At 66.1% G+C, this 17569-nt stretch carries 11 protein-coding genes; 6 read left to right on the top strand and 5 right to left on the bottom strand.

The features are described from left to right. Window positions 1-16 precede the first annotated feature (16 nt). On the top strand, window positions 17-5143 hold the full coding sequence (locus tag FJ386_06635; GenBank protein MBM3876379.1) for a DUF1553 domain-containing protein: 5127 nt from the start codon (window positions 17-19) through the stop codon (window positions 5141-5143). Window positions 5144-5298: 155 nt separating this feature from the next. Next, window positions 5299-6762: a DUF1501 domain-containing protein gene (locus FJ386_06640; GenBank protein ID MBM3876380.1), complete on the top strand. Its 1464-nt coding sequence runs from the start codon at window positions 5299-5301 to the stop codon at window positions 6760-6762. A 132-nt stretch (window positions 6763-6894) separates the two neighbouring features. On the opposite strand, the gene FJ386_06645 is transcribed toward FJ386_06640, so the two are convergent. The 5 genes from FJ386_06645 to FJ386_06665 form a co-directional block, all read right to left on the bottom strand. Beyond that, on the bottom strand, window positions 6895-8370 hold the full coding sequence (locus FJ386_06645) for a M81 family metallopeptidase (protein MBM3876381.1): 1476 nt from the start codon (window positions 8368-8370) through the stop codon (window positions 6895-6897). 90 nt (window positions 8371-8460) lie between these two features. Continuing rightward, window positions 8461-9687 (bottom strand): c-type cytochrome, encoded by a 1227-nt coding sequence (locus FJ386_06650; protein ID MBM3876382.1) that lies wholly within the window; start codon window positions 9685-9687, stop codon window positions 8461-8463. Beyond that, a complete protein-coding gene (locus FJ386_06655; GenBank protein ID MBM3876383.1) occupies window positions 9636-11741 on the bottom strand; it encodes a hypothetical protein in 2106 nt (701 codons plus the stop codon). The genes FJ386_06650 and FJ386_06655 overlap by 52 nt, the downstream gene beginning before the upstream one ends. Before the next feature lie 323 nt (window positions 11742-12064). Next, window positions 12065-12874, bottom strand: coding sequence for a diaminopimelate epimerase (locus FJ386_06660; GenBank protein MBM3876384.1), 810 nt, complete (start codon window positions 12872-12874; stop codon window positions 12065-12067). Between the two features lie 77 nt (window positions 12875-12951). After that, on the bottom strand, window positions 12952-14034 hold the full coding sequence (locus FJ386_06665; GenBank protein MBM3876385.1) for a hypothetical protein: 1083 nt from the start codon (window positions 14032-14034) through the stop codon (window positions 12952-12954). Window positions 14035-14183: 149 nt separating this feature from the next. Here FJ386_06665 and FJ386_06670 point away from each other — a divergent pair, with 149 nt between their 5' ends. The 4 genes from FJ386_06670 to FJ386_06685 all read left to right on the top strand — a co-directional run. Further along, the gene (locus tag FJ386_06670) at window positions 14184-15953 is read left to right on the top strand and encodes a phosphoenolpyruvate carboxykinase (GTP) (GenBank protein ID MBM3876386.1); all 1770 of its coding nucleotides are present in this window, start codon (window positions 14184-14186) and stop codon (window positions 15951-15953) included. Window positions 15954-16044: 91 nt separating this feature from the next. Then, a complete protein-coding gene (locus FJ386_06675; protein MBM3876387.1) occupies window positions 16045-16383 on the top strand; it encodes a Rieske 2Fe-2S domain-containing protein in 339 nt (112 codons plus the stop codon). Between the two features lie 267 nt (window positions 16384-16650). Continuing rightward, entirely contained in the window at window positions 16651-17187 is a 537-nt protein-coding gene (locus FJ386_06680; GenBank protein ID MBM3876388.1) for a GDSL family lipase, read from the top strand. A 201-nt stretch (window positions 17188-17388) separates the two neighbouring features. Further along, window positions 17389-17569: gfo/Idh/MocA family oxidoreductase (locus FJ386_06685; protein MBM3876389.1), on the top strand; the 181-nt coding region annotated here is incomplete at its 3' end.

The raw sequence follows: 17569 nt of genomic DNA on the forward strand, positions 1-17569 counted from the left end.
GAGTGACATTGAACTTATGAAGCTCGCACCATTTGCAATCCTGCTCGCCGCCATGGCCGCCACGGCCCCGGCCTTCGGCGCGCCCGCGAAGAAGGAAGCCGCCAAGAAGGTCAGCTATTACAAGGAGGTCCGCCCCGTGTTCCAGGCCAACTGCCAGGGCTGTCACCAGCCGGCCAAGGTCAAGGGCAGTTACGTGATGACGGACTTCAAGAAACTGCTTGCCGGCGGCGAGTCCAGGCTCGCGGCCATCGTCGCGAAATCGCCGGACAAGTCGAACCTCCTTAAGCTCATCACGCCCGTGGAAGGCAAGGCCGAGATGCCCGAGGGCAGGAAGCCGCTGCACGCCGCCGAGATCGAGCTCATCCGCAACTGGATTGCGCAGGGCGCAGTGGACGACACGCCCGCGAACGCGAAAGAGCGTTACGACGCAAATCATCCGCCCGTGTATTCCCTGCCGCCGGTGATCACCTCCCTCGACTACTCCGCGGACGGCCAGTTGCTCGCGGTGCCGGGGTTCCACGAAGTGCTCCTTCACAAGGCCGACGGCTCCGGACTCGTCGCCCGGCTCGTCGGCTTGAGCGAGCGCATCGAGTCCGTGCGCTTTTCCCCCGACGGCACGAAGCTCGCCGTTGCCGGTGGATTGCCCGGCCGCATGGGCGAGGTGCAGGTGTGGGACGTGGAAAAGCGCAAGCTGCTCCTCTCGGTGCCCGTCACTTACGACACCGTTTATGGCGCGAACTGGTCGCCCGACGGCAAGCTCATCGCCTTCGGCTGCGGCGACAACTCCGTCCGCGCCATCGAAAGCGACACGGGCAAGGAAGTTGTCTTTCAAGGCGCGCACAGCGACTGGGTGCTCGACACCACGTTCAACGCCAAAGGCGACCACATCATCTCCGTGAGCCGCGACATGACCTCGAAGCTCACCGAGGTCGCCACGCAGCGGTTCATTGACAACATCACGAGCATCACGCCCAACGCCCTCAAGGGCGGCATCCACGCCGTCGCGCATCACCCCAGGCGCGAGGAAATCGTCTTCGGCGGCTCCGACGGCATCGCGAAGGTTTACCAGATCTTTCGCACCACCGCGCGGCAGATTGGCGATGACTCCAATGGCATCTTCCCGCTCGAGCCGATGCTCGGCCGCGTTTACTCGGTCGTGTTCAGCCGCGATGGCAGCGTGATCGCCGCGGGCTCCGCGCTCGACGGCAAGGGCGACGTATTCGCCACCACCTACACCAGCAGCACCAACCCCATCACCACCGACATGGCGAACGTGATGAAGAAGATTCCCGCGAGCCGCAATGCGCAGGACCAGGCCGCCATCGCCAAATACAAGGACAGCATCGCGAAGAAACTCTTCAAGACCCCGGTGGACGCGGGCGTGTTCGCCGTGGCGATTTCGCCGGACAACAAGACCACCGCCGCCGCCGGCTCCGACGGTGTCGTGCGCCTGTTCAACACAGCCGACGGCTCGCGCAAGGGCGAGTTCCTCTCCGTGAAAGTCAGCGAAGCCACGAAGGCGCTCGCGGTGAAGAAGTTCGAGCCCGACGCCGCGCCCGCCACCGCAAAGACCGAGGCCGGGCAGGAGAAACTTCCCCCCGGCGTGAAAGTGATCGCGCTCGAAGCCGAGCCCAAGACCCTCGCGATCGCGAAATGGACCGACAGCGCGCAGGTGCTCATCTCCGCGCGGCTCAGCAACGGCGAAACGGTGGACGTGACGCGCATCGCGAAGCTCGACATCGGCAGCTCGCGCACGGCCGACGTCACGGCGACGGGCGTTGTCCGCGCCAAGTCCAACGGCTCCACATCCGTCAAGGCCAGCCTCGGCGGCAAGAGCGTCAGCATCCCGGTCAAAGTTTCCGGAATCGAGAGACAACTCGACACCGACTTCATCCGCGACGTGAACCCCGTGCTCACCAAAGCCGGGTGCAACCAAGGCACCTGTCACGGCTCCAAGGAAGGCAAGAACGGCTTCAAACTCTCGCTCCGTGGCTACGACGCGAACTACGACGTCCGCGCGTTCACCGACGAACTCGCCTCGCGCCGCGCCAACGTCGCCTCGCCCGACGACTCGCTGATGCTGCTCAAACCCACCGCCGCCGTGCCGCACGTCGGCGCGAAGGTCATCGAACCCGGCGACCTCAACTACCGCATCATCCGCGAATGGATCGGCGCCGGCGCGAAGCTCGACGAGCAGTCCGCGCGCGTCGCGAAGATCGAGCTCTCCCCTCAAAACCCCGTCGTGCAGCGCGTCGGCTCGCGCCAGCAGATGCGGGTGGTGGCCACTTATGCCGACGGCTCGACGCGCGACGTGACGACCCTCGCCTTCGTCGAGAGCAGCAATCAGGACATCGCCAAGGCCGACGCGCACGGCGTGGTCAGCACGCTGCGCCGGGGCGAGGCCGCGATGCTCGCGCGCTTCGAGGGCGCCTACGCCGCGACGACCGTGACCGTGATGGGCGACCGCGACGGCTTCGCGTGGAGCGAGCCCGAGAAATGGAACAAGATTGACGAACTGACCGCCGCGAAGTGGCTGCGGATGAAGATCCAGCCGAGCGGGCTTTGCACCGACGACGAGTTCATCCGCCGCGTGTATCTCGACCTCACCGGCGTGCCGCCCGGCGCGGACGAGGTGAGGGCCTTCCTCGCCGACACGCGCCCGACCCGCGAGAAGCGAGACGCGCTCGTGGACAGGCTCGTCGGCGGAGACGACTACGTGGACCACTGGTCCAACAAGTGGGCCGACCTCTTGCAGGTGAACTCGAAGTTCCTCGGCGCGGAGGGCGCGAAGGCCTTCCGCGACTGGATTCGCAACGAAGTCGCGAAGAACACGCCCTACGACGAATTCGCGCGCAAAGTCATCACCGCAAGCGGCTCCAACAAGGACAACCCGCCCGCGAGCTACTACAAGATTCTCCGCAAGCCCGAGGACATCATGGAGAACACGACGCACCTGTTCCTCGCCACGCGCTTCAACTGCAACAAGTGCCACGACCATCCGTTCGAGCGTTGGACGCAGGACCAGTATTACCAGACCGCCGCCTACTTCGCGCAAGTCGGGCTGAAGAAGGACCCCGCCGCGGGAGACAGGCAGATAGGCGGCACGGCGGTCGAGGGCGGCAAGCCGCTCTATGAAATCGTCGAGGACTCCACCAGCGGCGAAGTGAAACACGAGCGCACCGGCAAGGAAACGCCGCCGCAGTTCCCGTATCCCGCCACGTGCGGCCCCGGGGCAAAGGCCGAGAAAAAGCCGTCGCGTCGCGAACAGCTCGCCGCGTGGATCACCGCGAAGGACAACCGCTACTTCGCCACCAGCTTCGCCAACCGCATCTGGGGCTACCTCACCGGCGTCGGCATCATCGAACCGCTCGACGACATCCGCGCGGGCAACCCGCCAAGCAATCCCGAACTGCTCGACTACCTCACGCAGGAGTTCCTCAAGAGCGGATTCGACACGCGTCACTTGATGAAGCTCATCACCAAGTCGCGCACCTACCAACTCTCGGTCGTGACACACAAGTGGAACGCCGACGACAAGGTCAACTTCAGCCACGCCACCGCGCGACGCCTGCCGGCCGAGGTGCTTTTCGACAGCATCTACAAGGTCACCGGCGCGAAGTCGAACATCCCGGGCGTGCCCGCTGGAACGCGCGCCGCCGCGCTGGCGGACGCGGTGAAACTACCCGACGGCTTCTTCGCGACCATGGGCAAGCCGCCGCGCGAATCCGCGTGCGAGTGCGAACGCTCGAGCGACATCCAGCTCGGGCCCGTGATGGCGCTCATCTCCGGCGCGACCGTCGGCGACGCCGTGAGCGCCGCGGACAATGCCATCGCCAAGCTTGTCGCCGATGTGAAGGACGACCGCGCGCTCATCCACGAGGTATTCCTGCGTGTGCTCAACCGACCCGCGAAGCCCGGCGAAATTGACGCGACACTCAAGAACTGGTCGCTCATCAAGCCCGACCACGAGCGTGTGACCAAGGAGCTCTCCGCCTACGAGCAGGTCTTCCCCGGCCTCCAGAAGAAGCGCGAGACGCAACGCGCCACCGACCTTGCCGATGCCAAGGTGGACCTCGCGGACTACGAAAAGGAGATCGCCCCGCGCGAGGCGAAGCTCGATCAGGAACAAAAGGAGCGCGTCGCGAAGGCCGAGGCGGAGTTGAAGCGCTTTAACGAGCAGGATTTTCCGAAGCGCGCGGTCGAGTTCGAGAAGAAGCAGGACCTCAAGGTCGCGTGGAAGGCCATCGCCGCGAAGTCCGCCAAGTCCACCGGCGACCTCAAGCTCAAGCAAGAGGACGACAAATCCATTGTCGTCACCGAAGGCAAGATTCCGCGCGCGGTTTACACCGTCACGTCGGACGCGCAACCCGGCGTGCTCGCGGCGCTGCGCGTCGAGGCGCTCGCGGACAAGAAGTTCCCCAAGGGCGGCCCCGGTCGCGCGCCGGACGGCAACTTTGTGCTCAATGAAATCGCCGTGACGTTCGCGCCGACAGGCGGCAAGCCGGAGGACACGAAGAAGCTCGACCTCACCAAGGCGCTTGCGGATTTCAGCCAGGAGAACTTCGAGGTCGCCAAGTCCATCGACGGGCAGAACAACCGGCAGACCGGCTGGGCCATCGCGCCCAACGGCGGCTCGACCCACTGGGCGACCTACGAATTGAAGACGCCGCTGACGAATACGGCGGGCGGCACGCTGACCTTCACGCTCACGCAGCAGTTCAACGGAGGCGAGGAAAAGGGCTACACGCTCGGTCGCTTCCGGATCTCAACCACGGATGCGAAGACGCCCGGCTTGAGCCAGTCCGAGGAACTGCGCGCCATTCTCGTGGTCGCGCCCGATGCGCGCGCCAAGGAGCAGAAGGACGCGCTGGAGAAATTCGTGCGCGGCAGCGATCCCGAACTCGCCAAGCGCAACAAGGAACTCGCCGAAGCGAAGAAGCCGCGGCCGATTGATCCGCTCTTGAAGGAACTGCAGGACTCCGTGAAGCGCCTCGCCGAACCGCTGTCGCCCGATCCGAAGCTCGCGCAACTCAAGCGCGCCTCCGAGCTCAGCACCAAGCACGTCGAGCAGCAGCGCCTCATCGGCGCGCAGGACCTCGCGTGGGCGCTCATCAACAACCCGGCGTTCCTGTTTAACCGGTGATTTTCAACCACGCGCGGACACACACGGCCACCGAACCGAAACCGTGTCGGACCTGGGAGCCCGATCCGGCTTCCCCCGTGTCCATCCGCGGTTAAATTCAATCCCTTGCAATCACGTCAAAGCAGCGTTACAAAACTAGGCAACAAAGCACCCTTATGATCCGCATCCCAGGCGAACTCGGCAAAGACCTCTGTGACCGTCACCTCGGAATGACCCGCCGCGACCTGCTCCGCATCGGCGGCTCCGGCCTGCTCGGGCTTTCGCTCGGTGGCGTGCTCAAGCTCCAATCCGTCGCCAACCCGTCCACGGGCGGCCGCGGCTGGAACAAGGCCAAGAGCGTCATCATGATTTACCTGCAGGGCGGTCCGTCGCACCTCGACCTGTGGGACCCGAAGGACAACGTGCCCGACAACGTCAAGAGCGCGTTCAGCTCCATCCCCACCAAACTCCCCGGGGTGCAGTTCACGGAGTTGCTGCCCAAGCTCGCGAAGGTGAACGACAAGTTCACGATGATCCGCTCGATGAGCTACACGCCCAACGGGCTCTTCAACCACACCGCGGCCATCTACCAGATCATGACCGGTTACACGACCGACAAAGTCAGCCCGTCCGGCCAGCTCGAGCCGCCGAGCCCGAAGGACTTCCCGAACTTCGGCTCCAACATCATCCGCCTCAAGCCGCCCGAGGTGCCGATGCTCCCGTTCGTCCAATTCCCGCGTCCGTTGCAGGAATCCAACGTCGTCGGCAAGGGCGGCAACGCCGGCTTCCTCGGCAAGGCGTTTGATCCCTACACGCTCTTCCCCGATGGCGACGACATGGACATGGGCAAGATGGACAAAATCAAGATTGACGACCTCAATCTGCGTCCCGACATGTTCGCCGCCCGCCTCGAACGCCGCGCCAGCCTGCGCAACGACATCAGCGACGCAATGCCCGAGATCGAGAAGGCCGTTGAGACCTACAACCTCGACGACTACTACAAAAAGGCCATGAGCCTCATCGTGAGCGGCCGCGCCCGCGAGGCGTTCGACCTCAATCAGGAACCTGACAAGCTCCGCGACCGCTACGGGCGGAACACCTTCGGGCAAAGCTGCCTCCTTGCCCGCCGCCTCGTCGAGGCTGGCACGCGCGTCGTCGAGCTCATCTGGCCCAAGGTCGCGAACTCAGACAATCATTCGTGGGACGTTCACGTCGGCCTCAACGACCGGATGAAAAAGCAGAGCGCGCCGATGCTCGACACCGGCCTCTCGGCACTGTTTGAGGACCTCGACCAGCGCGGGCTGCTCAGCGAGACGATTGTCGTGGCCATCGGCGAATTCGGCCGCAGCCCGCAGAAAGGGGTGAGCACTTCCGGCAACGGCAACGATGCGAACGGCCGCGACCACTGGCCGTATTGCTACACCTCCGTCATCGGCGGCGCCGGCATCAAGCGCGGCTACGTCCACGGCAAGTCCGACAAGACCGGCTCCGCGCCCGTCGAGGATCCCGTGCATCCGATCGAAATCCTCGCGACCATCTACCACAGCTTCGGCATTGACCCGGAGACCATCGTGATGAATCACCTCAACCAGCCCCGCGAGCTGGTGAAGGCGAAGGCCGTCACGAAGCTCTTCGCGTAACGCTCATCCTCGTCTTCGCTCCGAAGCTGCGAGCGAAGAAGCATCCTCGTCCTCGAAAAGGGGACGGGGATTTTTTCTTTCCAATGCAGAATGGGGGCCGCGATCCGGCTCCGGACCTCGCAATCATCAGCCTCAATCGTCGAGCGGATACACCGGCCGGCGCACTTTTCGGAACGGGAGCGACTTCAAATTGCTGCTGCACGGGCCCGGCGTGTCCACCCACAACATGCGCGCCGCGATCTTGTCGTAGGCGCGGCGGTGCGCGACCGCGGCCTTCACGCCGATGATCGAGAGCAGCGACGGCTCGATCCCCTGGCTGCGCCATTGGCCGAGGTCGAACGGCGGCGTCCGCCTGCTCGTGAGCAGGATCGTGACGCCCTCGTGCCTCACCACGGCGCACGGGCCCATGTCGAACGCATTCCCGCACATGGACGCGAGGTGGCTGTTCTTGTCCTCGAGTTCGAAGCGGCCGCCCCGATGCGAAACGAACTCGACGCTGAGCGAAAGCGGACCCGCGTCCAGCCGGCTGCCCTTGCCGCCAACCGCGAGCGTGAGTGTGTCGCCCGGCGGGCGCGTCGCGAGGTGGGCGACCGCCTCGGGATCGTTCAGGCACACGGCGCAGTTCTTCACGCGATGACTCACCAGCGCGCGCAGGATGCCCGTGCCGTCGCCGGGCGCGCCGCCACCGATGTTGTCCGAGGGTTCGACGAGCACCGTCAGTCCCCCGCCCGACGGGAGAATCCGCCGCATCACTTCCTCCAGGGGCGGGTCGGTGACATTTCCATCGGCCTTGTGGCGCAGCGCAAACTCGCAGAGTCCGCCCAGCGCGGCGCGCGCCTCCGCATCGGAGCCGGTCGTTGAGATGCAGAAGCTCACGCCCGTTTCCGGCGTGTCGGCGAAGGCGAATCCGGCGGACACGCTCACGGCCCAGAAATGCGGATGCTCCTGTTCGAGGCGGCGCGCCATCGCCTCGAGGCTGCGCATGGGCTCGGTCTGCGTGCCCGTGCCCGTCGGCGGCCAGATGATGGGCGGATGCTCGAACATCATCCGCGGCACGCGGCCTGTGCGGAGGCAGCGGTCGAGCAGTTCCGCCGCCCGCACCGCGGACGCGCGCGCGTCCGTGTGCGGGTTCTCACGGTAGGCGACGAGGCAGTTCGAGAGCGCGGCCAAGCGCGCCGTGAAGTTCGCGTGCAGGTCGAACACGCCAAACACCGGCACGCGCTCCGCGCCGCGCAACCTGCGAAGGCGCGCGAGCAGCTCACCCTCCACGTCGGGAAATGACTGCGACGTCATCGCGCCGTGCAGCACGAGGTAGATGCCGTCCACGCCGCGCGCGAGCTCGGGTCCGGCGTGTTCGCGAAATTCGCCCCACCACGCCTCGATGACGTCATCGTCCACGGTGGCGCTCGGCGGGGCGCGGAAGTCCACCGTGGGCAGCACCGTCCAGCCGGACGTGCGCGCGAACTCGAGCACGCCGCCGAACGGCGAGGCGTCGCCCTCGCACGCGAGCAGTTCCGCGCCGCGCCGCGCCTGGAATTCCGCGAGCGGCGTCGTGCCCTCCACGAAGCAGTGGGTCTCGTGGAAAATCCCTGCGATTAGAACGCGCATCGCGGTGCAAAGTCGGTCTGAAACGTCCGGCGTGGGACCGGTGCTGCGCAGGTTCGGTTGACCGGGATCTCCCCGCGCGGTTTCATGGAATCACTTCGACGCCTTCTGCAGCGAGGCGAGATACTCCACGAGATCCATGAGTTCCTGCGTGGTCATGGTTTGCTGCAAACCCGCGGGCATGATCGAGAGTCTGGCCTGCGCGCGGCTCTTGATGCCGGACGTTTTGTAGCGCGTCACCAGCCCGCCCACGGACTTGATCGCCACCTCGTCCGCGGCGTCGCTCACGATGAGACCGAACGCGTCCTCGCCGTCCTTGAGCAGGAGCGTCCACGCCTCGAAGCCCATCGAGATGCCCGCGCTTGGGTCGAGGATGGCTTCGAGCAGCGCGTCGCGGCCGAGCTTGGCGCCGATCTCGGAGAGCGCGGGGCCGAAGTCCTGTCCGCGCCCGTTCACCACATGGCACTTGGCGCACTGGGTGGCCTCCCGGAAGAACACGGCCTCGCCGCGTTTCGCGTCGCCCGCCATTTTCAGCAGCTCGGCTGCGGGCGGAAGCGGCTGCGCAGTCAGCGACGGCGGGCGCGGCAGGAGTTTCGCGGCCTCGGCCTTGATTGCGGGCCAGCGCGTGGCGGCGAGTTCGGAGCCGGCGGTGAACTTCAGTTCCTCGGCGAGCTTCGACTCGCGCGCGAGCCTGAGCAATTCGGCCGCGCCCTCCTGCGTTTGCGCGAGTGCGCGCACGACTTGTCGGCGCACGGCCCCGTCGCGGTCCGCGTTGGCTAGAACCGGCAACAGGTGCGGGATCACCTGTTTGTCGGCGGTGTTGCCGAGCGCCTGCACGACGGCGGCGGCGTTGGTGGAGGCGAGCGCCGTGGCGAGCGCCGTGGTGTCCTTCGCAGCGAGCACGAGTCGCGCGGCGGTGACGCCCGCCTCGTCGGCGGGGAATTTCGAGGCGACTTCGAGAAGCCCGGCCTGCTGGTCGGCGAGCTTGAATTGTTCGACGAGTTTCGCGAATCGGGCCGTGCCGCGCGTGGCGGCGAGGACTTTGTCGAGAGCGTCGCGGAGGCGCTCGTTGGCTGTTACCTGCGCGGGTTCGAGTCGTGAGAGCGCCTCGATGATGGTCTCGACGCGCGCGGGATCAAGCTGCTGGGCGGGCGTCGATGGGACGAAGAGGACGACGACGACGAAGGCGAGCAGTCGCTTCATGACGATGAAAAACGTGCGCACCCCGCGTGAGTTGGACCGCGGCGCCCGCGTCGTGCGCACCGTGTTCAAATCCCGCCAAGGGCGATCGCGGCGAGGGCGTCGTCCTTTTCCTTGCATTTGGGGATGAAATCGAGCGCGCGGATGTAGCGGGCCTTCTCGGCCTCGGTCGTGGTCTTGTCGGTGGCGATTTTTGCGAGGAGCGTCGCGGCCTTCGGTGCCCGCGAGCGCCACAGGATGTCGCGGCCGGCCGGTGAATTCCACTTGTCGCCGACGGCGGCGAGCCAGGCGTCGAGGCAGGCGGCTTCATTCTTGTCCGCGCCGATGCCGAGCGCTTCGAGATACCAGCGGTCCTTGCCGTCGTGCTTGAGCGCGAGCTGCGCCCAAAGTTTCGGCGCCTCGGGCGACTTGCTGTGTCGGAGCGCGATGGCGCACTCGCGGCGAACGAGGGCGGAGGCGTCGCCGGTGAGTTTCTTCACCGTGGAGGGCACGTCCATGCCGCGCTCGCGCGCGATGCGCAGGCCGGTGGCGCGGATGTCTTCGTTCGCGTCCTTGAGGGCGTCCTCGATGTATTTCATTTCCATGCCCTTGATGCGCGCGAGCAGGTGCAGGGCGCGGGCGCGCTGGCGCGGGTCGGTGCCGGTCCAGAGTTTCTTGAGCTCGGACTCGGCCTTGCCTTGCATGCCGTGGAGCGCGGTCCACGCGATGTAACGTGTGGCGAGGTTGGGCGACTGCAACGCGGCGACGCCCCCGGCCGCAGACTTGAGGTTGACCGCCGGCACGGTGGGTTTGTGACCCTTCGGGGCGACGCGGTAGATGCGGCCGGTCATCGTGGCGAGATCGCGGTCGGCCATGTTGTGACCGCCGACGCCGGCGTCGTGCCAGTCGGCGATGAAGACTGAGCCGTCGGGCGCGACGCACACGTCGGCGGGGCGATACCACGTTTCGGTGCTGGTGAGCAGGTCAACACTCTGGGCGGTGTAGCCCGCGCCGGATTTCGTCACGGGATACGCGCGAGTCGTGCGCGGGCCGGCGTCGCAGTGGATGACCTGGTTGCGAAATGGAGCCGGGAGGAGGTTGCCTTCATACACCGCGATGCCGGTCGGCGAGCCCTGTCCGGTGTGCAGGAGGTTTGGCACGACGCCCGGATCGTGCAGGTGCCATTGGTAAAGAATCTTGTTGTCCTCGGACTCGCCCTTGGCCTTGGCCTTGTTCCAGCCTTGTCCCCAGCCCGCGCCGGTGAGTTCTTCGGTGTAGCCGTAGTTGCCGAATTCCATCACGAAGTTGATGCGGACGCCTTTGTTGCCGTCGTCGTCGTTGTCGGACTGCCAGAGCGATCCAAAGGAATCCACGGCGACCTCGTAGTTGTTGCGGAAGTTCCAACCGAGCACCTCGAACTGGGAACCGTCAAGGTTGCAGCGGAAGACCATTCCCTGCCGGAAAGGGTTGCGCGAGTCGTTGACCACGGTGCCCTCGACGTCCTTCACGGGGTTGCCGTCCTTGTCGTGGACCGATTTGCCGGTGTTGCCAAAGTTCCAGTAAAGCTTGCCGTCGGGTCCGAAGACGAACGAGTGCGCGGAATGGTCGTGCTGCGGCTGGCCGGTCTTGGTGAAGAGCAGCTCTTTCTTGTCCGCCTTGTCGTCGCCATTCTCATCGGTGAAGACGAAGATGTTCGGCGAGCAGGAGACGATGACTTTGTTGCCGAGCACGCAGAGCCCGAGCGCGTTGTTGACGTCGGTGCCTTGATAAAATGTGGTGGACTTGTCGGCCTTTCCGTCGCCATTGGTGTCTTCGAGGATGAGGATGCGGTCGCCCTCGGGCCGGAGGGGCGGGTTGGACCAGCGGCGGTAATTGGCGCCCTCGGCGATCCAGATGCGGCCGCGGGAATCGATGTCCATGCACGCGGGGTTGATGAGGCGTGGTTCGCTCGCCCAGAGGGTGGCTTCGAGTCCCTCGGGCGTGGTGAAGGTCTTCATCGCGGCCTGCGCGGCCTCGGGCCCGGACGGGTGCGGTGCTTGCGCGGCCTTCTCGCGCTCGGCCTTGGCGGCGTCGCGTTTGGCCTTCTCGGCGGGGTCGAGCTTTTGCTTTTCCTGCTCTGCCGAGGCTGCGAAGGAAAGCAGCGCGCCGGCGAGGGCGGCAGCGGCGGCGAATCGGATGGCGACGGTGTTCTTCATGGCGATGGGTTGGGGGCGGGAAACACTGAGCCCTCGACGCGGCCTGCCCGTGGGACATTCACGACAGGAAGCGATCGTCGGCGCCGTGGCTCAATGACCGGACTTGGGGAGGCAGCCGATCTTGGCGAACGCGATGCAGTAGGCGAGGACGACCGCGCCGAGGATCCACCATCCGCCGGGTGAAACGGTGGCCTTATACATCCCCCAGCCGAGCACGAGGCCGAGGACGACATAAACCGCGAGGGTCGAATAGAATTTCATGGGCCGCGAGAATAGTGCGAATGCCGGGGGGCGCAAGCCGCAAGTCCGGTCCCCGGGCCGGGTCAGACTTCGACGCGGCCCTCGAACACGAACTCGGCCGGACCGGTGAGATGCACATCGGAGAAGCCGGCGTCGTCGGACTTGAAGCGCACTTCCAGCAAGTCGCCGCCCTGCACCTGCACCCGGACGGGCGAGGTGAAGCCGTGCACCCGCGCCGCGATCATCGCCGAGGCGCTCACTCCGGTGCCGCACGCAAGCGTCTCGCCCTCGACGCCGCGCTCGTAGGTGCGGACGCGGATGTGCCCGGGACCGAGCACCTGCACAAAGTTGACGTTCGTGCCCTTCGGGGCGAAGTGCGGATGAAACCGCACCTCGTGGCCGAGTTGCTGGACCATCGCGCGGTCGGCGTCGGGCACGAAGACCACGGCGTGCGGCACGCCGGTGTTGAGTGAATGGATCACGGCGGGACCGGTGGAGAGCGCGACCGCTTCGCCGAGCCGCAGGCCGTGGGGCGGCGTGAGGTTCACGGTGACGCGCGCGCCTTCAAAACTCGCCGCGATGACGCCCGCGCCGGTCTCAAACGTGAACCCGCGCTCCGCGCCCGTGAGCCGCTGCACGAACCGGCCAAAGCACCGCGCGCCGTTGCCGCACATGTCGGCGGAGCTGCCGTCGCTGTTGTAGAATTCCCATGCCCAGTCGGCTTTTCCCGAGGCGCATGGAACGAGCAGGAAGAGTCCGTCCGCGCCCACGCCGCGTTGCCGGTGGCAGAGGCGGGCGACTTGTCCGGGTGTCAGCCGGATCGTTCCACCGCGGTTGTCCACGAGCACGAAGTCGTTCCCCGCGCCGTTCATCTTGGTGAACTCGATCATCATCGGCGCGGACGGTAGCGGCGGGTGTGCGTGGGTTCAAGTGCGGCGTGGTCTGCCGCGGCGAGCCGAGGTGGTCCGGCCTACTTCGCGATTTTCAACACGCGGTGGTTCCCGCTGTCCGTGATGAAAAGCGTGCCGTCGCGGTGCACGGTGACGCCGTGCGGCTGGCTCATTTCGAGTTCGAGGGGCGGGCCGCCGACGCCCCCGGTGCCTTTCCTTCCGCTGCCGGCGACGCGCGTGATCTTTTCAGTGCCGGGCGAGTAGCGGCGGATGACGTGGTTCTCCGTGTCGGCGATGAGGACGCTGCCGTCGTGGTCCATGCAAAGGTGTTTCGGGCCGTTCAACGTCGCCAGACGCGCCTCGCCGCCGTCGCCGGACAGGCCCTTCTGCCCCGTGCCTGCCACGGTGCGGATGCGGCCGTCGGGCGTGACCGCCCGCAGGGCGTGTCCGCCGCGTTCGAGCACGTAAATCGTCCCTTTCGCGTCCGCGCAAACCGCGCGCGGGTCCACGAGCGGCGACTTCGCGGCCTCGGCGCCGTCCTCGGGCGTGCCGCGCTGGCCGTTGCCGGCGATCGTGCGCGCGATGCCAGTCTTGAGGTTCACGGCGCGGATGCGCCGGTTGTCGAGGTCGGCGAGCAGGAGGTTCTCGGCCTGCGGATCGAGCGACACGCAGTAGATGTTTCCGAAGTCGGCTTTCACTGCCGGGCCGCCCTCGCCGGTGAATCCCTTCGTGCCCGTGCCCGCGACCGTCGTGATGACGCCGGACTGCGCGTCAATCTTCCGCACGCGGCTGTTCCAAGTGTCGGAGACGAAAATGTCGCCGTTCGGCGCGACGGCGAGGTTGTGCATGCCGTTGAATTGGGCCTGCGCCGCCGGACCCGCGTCGCCCGCGAAACCTTTCTGGCCGGTGCCGGCGATCGTGGTCAGGATGCCCTTCGCATCCACCTTGCGCACGCGCTCGCCGCCCCCCATCTCGACGAGGAAGAGCTGGCCAGCGCGGTCGAAGTCCACGCCGAACGGCGCGACGAGCTTCACTTCAGTCGCGGGCGCGTCCGCGGGTTTGTCGCCGCCCCCGGCGACGAGCGCGACCTTGTCGGCGCGCGCGGTGAGGGTGGCCATAATGGTGAACGCGGTGATCGCAATGCAGGCGGGTCGCTTGAACATGGCGCGCAGGCTAAGAGGGCCAATGGTGCAACGCAAGCGGCCGCACGTGGTTTGCGGATGAAGCACCGGCCTGCCGCGTGCAGGCCATCCACTCGCGGCGGCCGGGAGTTCGCTTGCCAAAGCACGCACCGGGGCGAACCATCGCGTGCATGAGCGAACTTGGAACGACCAAGCCAGCCAACCGCTGCGTCCTTGACTGGATCGATGAGCAAGTCGCGGTCTGCAAGCCCGACCGGGTTTTCTGGTGCGACGGCTCGGCCGCGGAACGCGCTGCATTGCTCGATCGCGCCGTGGCCGAGGGCGTCCTGCTCAAGCTTAATCCTGAAAAGCTGCCCGGCTGCTACTACCATCGGTCCAATCCCAACGACGTCGCGCGGGTCGAACAGTGCACGTTCATCTGCACGCACTACGAGGAGGATGCCGGCCCGACGAACAACTGGGCCGAGCCCGGCGCGATGAAGGCGCGGCTCCGCGCGATGTGCGATGGGGCGATGCGCGGCCGCACGATGTTCGTCGTGCCTTATCTGATGGGGCCGCCGGGTTCGGCGCTCGCCAAGGTCGGCGTCGAACTCACCGACTCCATCTACGTCGCGCTGAGCATGGGCGTGATGGCGCGGATGGGCCGCGTCGCATGGGAACAACTCGGCGCGGGCTCCGGCTTCAACCGCGGCCTGCATTGCATGCTGGACGTGAATCCCGAGCGGCGCCTCATCTGCCATTTCCCGGAGGACAACGCCATCACGAGCGTTGGCTCGAACTACGGCGGCAACGTCCTGCTCGGCAAGAAGTGTCTCGCGCTGCGCATCGGCTCGTATCAGGGCAAGCGCGAAGGCTGGCTTGCCGAGCACATGCTCATCCTCGGCCTCGAGTCGCCCGAGGGTGAAAAGACCTTCGTGGCCGCCGCATTCCCGAGCTCCTGTGGCAAGACGAACTTCGCCATGCTCGTGCCTCCGCCGCGTTTCAAGGGCTGGAAAGTCTGGACCGTCGGCGACGACATCGCGTGGATGAAGCCCGGCTCGGACGGCCGGCTTTACGCGATCAATCCAGAGGCCGGTTATTTCGGCGTCGCGCCCGGCACGAGCGAGAAGACGAATCCCAACGCGATGCGCGCCATTGCGCGCGACACCATCTACACCAACGTCGGCCTCAAGCCCGACGGCACCGTGTGGTGGGAAGGCCACGATGCCCCGCCGCCCGCCGAGTGCCTCGACTGGCGCGGGAACCGTTGGACGCCCGACTCGAAGGAGAAGTGCGCGCACCCCAACAGCCGCTTCACCGCGCCCATGACGAACAACCCGATGCTCGCCCCCGAGGCCAGCGACCCACGCGGCGTGCCGATCAGCGCGATCATCTTCGGCGGGCGGCGCGCGGACACGATGCCGCTGGTTTACCAGGCCTTTTACTGGATCCACGGCGTTTACATCGGTGCCACGCTCGGCTCCGAGACGACGGCCGCCGCGACCGGCGCGGTCGGGCAGGTCCGTCGCGACCCGATGGCGATGCTGCCCTTCTGCGGCTATGACATGGGCGACTACTTCCGCCACTGGCTGCGCATGCGCAAGCTCATCAAGTTCCCGCCGCGCATCTTTCACGTGAATTGGTTCCGCAAGGATGCCGCCGGCAAATTCCTGTGGCCCGGTTACGGCGAGAACATGCGCGTGCTCAAGTGGATTGTGGACCGATGCCGCGGCCGCGCCGACGCCGAGGAAACACCGCTCGGATGGGTGCCCGGCCCGCACAGCTTTGACCTCGAGGGACTCCCGCCGGACGCGCACGAACGACTCGACCAGGCGCAGACCATCAACATCAAGGAGTGGCGGCGCGAGCTGCTCCTGCAGGACGAACTCTTCATGAAGCTCCATTCGCACCTTCCGAAAGAGCTCATCTTCCAGCGCGAACTGCTGGTGGCCCGGCTTTGAGAGAGTATTCAGTGTTCAGTCCACAAGGCTCTCCCTGCGCTTCCGACGGCCCTTCCGAATACTGAACACTGAATACTGAACTCGCTCCCCCATGCCCCACCAACGCCTCGCCACGACCGCCGAGCTTGCGCCCGGCGTCACGCGGGCCTTCACCTACAAGGACGCCGATGGCATCCGGCGCGACGGTTTTGTCGCGAACTTCGACGGCAACTTCGTCGCCTTTGAAAACGTCTGCCGGCACATCCCCGTCACGCTCGATTATGCGGATGGCCGGTTCTTCACCACGGATGGGCGGCACTTCATCTGCCAGACGCACGGCGCGACTTACGAGCCGCTGACGGGCGTCTGCGTCCGCGGTCCGTGCATCGGCGCGAGCCTCAAGCCGCTCACCATCGAAGTGCGCGACGGCGCGGTGTGGCTCGTGTCCTGAGGCGTGAATCTCCGCATCCAGCGCGCGTCAGAACACCCGGACGCCGAAGTCACTCCACCCATGAAGACCAACACGACACTCCTCACGCTTGCCACACTCGCATTCGCGCTGAATCTTTCGGCGCAGGACACCAAGCCCGCCGCGAAGCCCGCGCCGCAACCGCCCGATGTCGCCGCGCCGAAGTTCGGCAAGGACGGCCAGCCCGACGCCAATTTCATCAAGCGCCACGAGAGCTTCGTCGCCACCGCGAAGGCCGGCGGCGTGGACGTGGTTTTCCTCGGCGATTCCATCACGGCGGGTTGGGGCGGCCAGAAGGCCATCTGGGACGCCGCGTTCGGCAAATACAAGCCGGCCAACTTCGGCATCGGCGGCGACCGGACGCAGCATGTCCTGTGGCGCATTCAAAACGGCGAACTCGACGGCATCACGCCCAAGGCCGCCGTGCTCATGATCGGCACCAACAACTCCGGCTCCGACTCCGCCGAGGGCATCGCCAAGGGCATCACCGCCATCGTGAAGCACCTCCGCTCGAAGACGCCCCACACCCGGATACTGCTGCTCGCGGTCTTCCCGCGCGGGCCGATGCCCAACCCGACTCGCGACAAGCTCAAGCAAGTCAACGACACCATCGCCAGGCTCGACGACGGCAAAAGCGTGTTCTACCTCGACATCGGCGCGAAGTTCCTCGAACCCGACGGCACGCTCACCAAGGAAGTCATGCCCGACTTCCTGCATCTCTCCGCGAAGGGCTACCAAATCTGGGCCGACGCCATCGGGCCGAAGCTGGCCGAGCTGGTGAAGTAAGCGTCGCGCTTCGCGCGTCCGGTGCCGGTAATCAACCACCCGCGCGGTCGCGCCCGCCGCGGCTGTGCGATCCATTCGCGCACATCCTGCGCCGGCTGCGGCCCCGTCGAGAAAGGACTTGCCGCTGCTTTCTGGCGGCTGAGATACTTCCCTCCACGCGCCGCGCTCGACTCCTCCCTTACGCATTACGCATCACTTCCAATGAACCACGTCCGTCTCGGCATCGTTGGCCTCGGCAACATCGGCAAGTTCCATTGTGGCTACCTGCTCGACAAAAAGATCTCGCGCTGCCAACTGACGGCGGTGAGCGACGCCTTTGCGCCGAGCCTGGAGCCGTTCAAGAGCAAGCCCGGCCTCAAGACCTTCGCCAGCGCGGAGGCGA

Source organism: Verrucomicrobiota bacterium (genome assembly GCA_016871675.1).
GTDB lineage: Bacteria > Verrucomicrobiota > Verrucomicrobiia > Limisphaerales > VHCN01 > VHCN01.